At 54.8% G+C, this 4723-nt stretch carries 2 protein-coding genes and 1 pseudogene; 1 reads left to right on the forward strand and 2 read right to left on the reverse strand.

Annotation, left to right across the window (positions count from 1 at the left end):
- Positions 1-612, forward strand: a pseudogene (locus Q0628_RS02135) (hypothetical protein); the annotation flags it as partial.
- Between the two features lie 165 nt (positions 613-777).
- On the opposite strand, the gene Q0628_RS02140 reads toward Q0628_RS02135, so the two are convergent.
- On the reverse strand, positions 778-2139 hold the full coding sequence (locus Q0628_RS02140; RefSeq protein ID WP_298767928.1) for a glutamate synthase subunit beta: 1362 nt from the start codon (positions 2137-2139) through the stop codon (positions 778-780).
- Positions 2140-2157: 18 nt separating this feature from the next.
- Positions 2158-4723 (reverse strand): glutamate synthase large subunit (gene gltB / locus Q0628_RS02145; protein ID WP_298767929.1); only part of this gene is annotated, 2566 nt, incomplete at its 5' end.

Raw genomic sequence — 4723 nt, forward strand, 5'->3', positions numbered from 1 at the left:
TTTCTCTTTTCCTACAGTACGTTCCACCGATCCCCAAAGATCATAGGGATCCGCCTTGCGCGCAAGATAGCCGTAATCGCCGCTGCCGCTCCATACGTCGGTGGGAAGCGCAACCTCGCCGCCGTTGCTGGCATCATCACCGCGACGCTCACGAGCTGGATTGTTTCGAAGAAGCCGGACGCCACCATGGCCCTCAACGGCTGCCTTGCAGGCCTCGTCGCCATCACGGCTGGTGCAGACGTGGTTACCCCGCTTTCCTCTTGGATTATCGGTGCCATTGCTGGTGTGCTCGTAGTCGGCGCAGTCTTCCTGTTCGACCGCCTGCACTTGGATGATCCGGTCGGCGCACTCTCGGTTCACTTGGTGAACGGCGTGTGGGGTACGCTCGCTGTCGGTATCTTCGACATCACCGGCGACTACACGCTTGGCACACAGGCTATTGGTGTGATCGCATACGCGGTTCCTTGTTTCGGTGCAGCAAGCCTCATCTTCTACGCCATCAAGAAGACCATGGGTCTGCGTGTCACTGAACGTCAAGAACTCCGCGGTCTTGACCAAAGCGAACATGGACAAGAGTCCTACAGCGGCTTCCAGATCTTCAGCAACATGTAATCTGGGAAACCTACAAAAGCTTCACACTAAAACCTCACTCAATGCAAGGACACCTGGGAAACCAGGTGTTCTTTTTTGGCTTAGGCTAAACAAGAAGTCTACAAAAAAATCGTAAAGCTCACGAGGAACTTTACGATTAGTACAACACGGAGATTGTGTTTGAAGTTAAAGCTTCGAGACGGTCGCCTTGGCACTGGCCATGGCACGCACCACCAGGGATGCCCCCGTAGCGCAATCGCCCACCGCGTAAATGTTGCGGGAAGGATCAGGAATAATCGCTGTACGCGGAGTAAGTTGCAAATTCAAGTCGTTCACGATGCCTTCGGCAGGTACACCGGTAAAGCCCATGGCGAGCACCACCAAATCCGCTTCGATCACCTCGGTCGTATTCGGAACTTCGACGGGCTTGAGCGGACGGCCGAGCGGGGACATTTCCCAGTCCACCCGAACCGCTTCTACACCGGCTACGCGACCGTCCTTCACGATAAACTGCTTGGAAGAAACATTCCAGCGGCGTTCACCACCTTCGTGATGCGCATAGCTCGTGCGCAGCATGTACGGCCAATCGGGCCACGGAGTGGACGGAGAACGGGTTTCAGGCGGTTTCGGCATGAATTCCACCTGCAGCACGCTCTTGCAGCCTTCGCGAAGAGCCTTGCCTACGCAGTCGTTACCCGTATCGCCACCGCCGATAATCAGGACCTTGCGGCCCTTGGCGTTAAAGCGTTCGGGATTCTTCTCGTTCGGCATTTCGGCTCCATGCAAGAAGTCAAGAGCGAGGAAAATACCTTCAGCCTCGCGACCCGGAATCTTCAGGTCACGAGCATTCGGAGTACCTATAGCGAGAATCGTGCAGTCAAAATTGCGACGGATATATTCCGCAGAAATATCCTTGCCAATTTCGGTACTGCAGACAAACTTGATGCCTGCATTTTCGAGGAGAGCCACACGACGGTCGATTACCTGCTTTTCGAGTTTCCAGTTCGGGATACCGTAACGCAGAAGTCCACCGGGCTTTTCCTGTTTTTCGTAGACCGTCACGGCGTAACCCTTGCGACGCAAGGATTCGGCCGCAAACAGGCCCGCAGGACCAGCGCCAATGACCGCGGCTGTCTTGCCGTTAGGCTCTGCGGCAGGGAGTTCCACCCAGCCTTCCTCAAAGGCGGTTTCAATCATAAACTTTTCAATCTGACGAACCATTACGGCATCGTCATTCAGGTTACGCGTACAGCACGATTCGCAAAGAGCCGGACAGACGCGTCCCGTGAATTCCGGGAACAGCGCCGTCTTGCTGATAATGTCATAGCCCTTGCGGATATCGCCCGCAGCAACCGCCGTATTGAATTCTGGTATTAAATTGCCCAAAGGGCACCCCGCTCCATGACAGAACGGGATTCCACAATCCGAGCAGCGAGATGCCTGCGACATGATTTCAGTGGAGAAGAACTTTCGTTCTACTTCATTGCAATCCTTGACACGCTCCTCTACCGGACGGTAGACATCTTCGATACGATTGATTTCCTGCATAAGAAGTACCCTCCGTTATTAATGGCCCTGATGAGCCAAAAGTGCATGTCTGTATTCCACGGGAACTACTTTCACAAATTTCGGGCGTTCGCTATTCCAGCTTTCCAGAATGCGTCTACCCTTTTCGCTACCCGTTGCCTTCACATGTTCACCGATGATACCAAGCAACTCCGCTTCGCTATCGGAACCGGGAAGAACACTTTCCAAGTCAACGGACTCCACATTGCAGCTCAGGTCGAAATGGCCCGTTTCATCGTACACATAGGCAAAGCCACCTGTCATGCCTGCGGCGAAGTTCACTCCAACACGACCAAGCACGACTACGCGGCCTCCTGTCATGTATTCGCAGCCGTGGTCACCCACGCCTTCCGAAACCAGGAGCATGCCCGAGTTACGGATACCGAAGCGTTCACCGGCAAGACCATTAATGAACACCTTGCCGCTCGTACCACCGTACCCGATGACATTACCGGCAATGACATTATCTTCGGCCTTGAAAGTCGCATTATGCGGCGGACGCACAATAATCTTACCACCCGAGAGACCCTTGCCCATAAAGTCGTTGGCTTCGCCTTCGAGGTCAAGCGTAACGCCCGGAGCGAGGAATGCACCGAGGCTCTGGCCCGCGACACCCTGCAAGTGAATCTTCACGGTATCTTCCGGGAGGCCCTTCACGCCAAAATGTTCATCTACTTCGCCAGAAAGCTCCGTACCCACGGTGCGGTCTACATTGTGCACCATCGCGCAGAGTTCCACGGGGTTACCCTTCGCAAGCGTTTCCTTCACGAACGGCAGGAGTTCACGGCGGTCGAAGTTCTGTAGGTCTTCCTTGACATATTCCGGATCGAACTTCTTCGCATGAGCGATACCATCATGGAAATCCGTACCAGCGAGAACCTTGCTGAAGTCGAGTTTTTTCGCCTTGTAGAAATTGATTGCCGCGTTCACGTCGAGCAAGTCGGTGCGGCCGCAAGCCTCATCAAGGCTCCTGAGACCAAGGCTTGCAAGAATTTCGCGAACTTCGTCGGCGATAAAGTAGAGGAAGTTCTCCACATATTCGGGCTTACCCTTAAAGTGCTTGCGAAGTTCGTCGTCCTGCGTGGCAAGGCCCATAGGACACTTGTTCGTATGGCACTTGCGGTCCATGATACAGCCGAGGCTCACCAGCAGGTTAGTCGCAAAGCCGAATTCTTCGGCACCGAGCAAGGCTCCGATCACCACGTCACGGCCGGTCTTGAGCTGGCCATCGACCTGCAGTTTTACACGACCACGCAAATCGTTGAGAACGAGCGTCTGTTCCGCTTCGGCAATACCGAGTTCCCAAGGCAGGCCCGCATGCTTGATGGAGGTGAGCGGAGATGCACCCGTACCACCATCGTGGCCAGAAACGAGCACCACGTCGGCATGAGCCTTCGCGACACCTGCCGCGACTGTACCAACGCCCACTTCGGACACGAGCTTCACGGAAACACGAGCCTTCGGATTCGCGTTGCGCAAGTCGTAAATCAACTGAGCCAAATCTTCGATAGAGTAAATGTCATGGTGCGGCGGAGGAGAAATCAGCGACACGTTCGGAATCGAGTGACGGATTCGAGCAACGAACTCATTTACCTTGTGCGCCGGCAACTGGCCGCCTTCACCGGGCTTTGCACCCTGCGCCATCTTGATCTGCAAATCCTTTGCATGGCGTAAGTAATCGATAGTGACACCGAAGCGGCCTGAAGCCACTTGACGAATGGCACTGCTGCGGACATCCCCATTAGGAGCAGGAATATTGCGGTCAGGATCTTCACCACCTTCACCGCAATTGCTCATGGCGCCGTTGCGGTTCATGGCGATAGCGATGGCCTCGTGAGCTTCCGGGCTCAAGGAACCAAGGCTCATGGCGCCCGCCACAAAGTGCTTGATTACAGATTCACGGCTTTCGACTTCAGAAATATCAATCGGAGCCGTCTCCTTGAACTTGAAGAGACCGCGGAGCGTTGCGAGTCGTTCCGATTGGTCATCGATTAGCTTCGTATATTCCTTAAACTTTTCGTAGTTGCCACCCTGCACGGCCTGACGGAATGCAGCCAGCGACTGCGGAGTCCATAGGTGACGTTCGCCATCCTTGCGGAACTTGTACTGGCCACCTTCCTTGAGAATCGGACTTGCATCCTTGAGCGCGATGGCAGAGCGTTCGTCCACTTCGCGAGCGATTTCTTCCAGGCCGATACCCTCGATGCGGCTCGCAGTACCCGGCAGGAATTTCTGGATAATTTCCTGATTAAGACCGACAGCCTCGAAGATCTGGGCGCTACGGTAGCTACGGAGCGTCGAGATACCCATCTTCGACATAATCTTGAGAAGGCCCTTATCCACAGCCTTCACGTAGTTCGCGGCAGCCGTCACCGGGTCAACTTCCAGTTCACCGGAATGGCACATGGCCGTAAGGCTTTCAAATGCAAGATACGGGTTGATGACCGTCGCACCGTAACCGAGCAACAGCGCAAAGTGCATCACTTCGCGCACTTCGCCGGACTGCACAATCAAAGCGATTTCGGGACGTACACCCGCTTCCACCAAGGCGCGATTCACGGCAGCC

The organism is uncultured Fibrobacter sp. (assembly GCF_937877005.1).
GTDB lineage: Bacteria > Fibrobacterota > Fibrobacteria > Fibrobacterales > Fibrobacteraceae > Fibrobacter.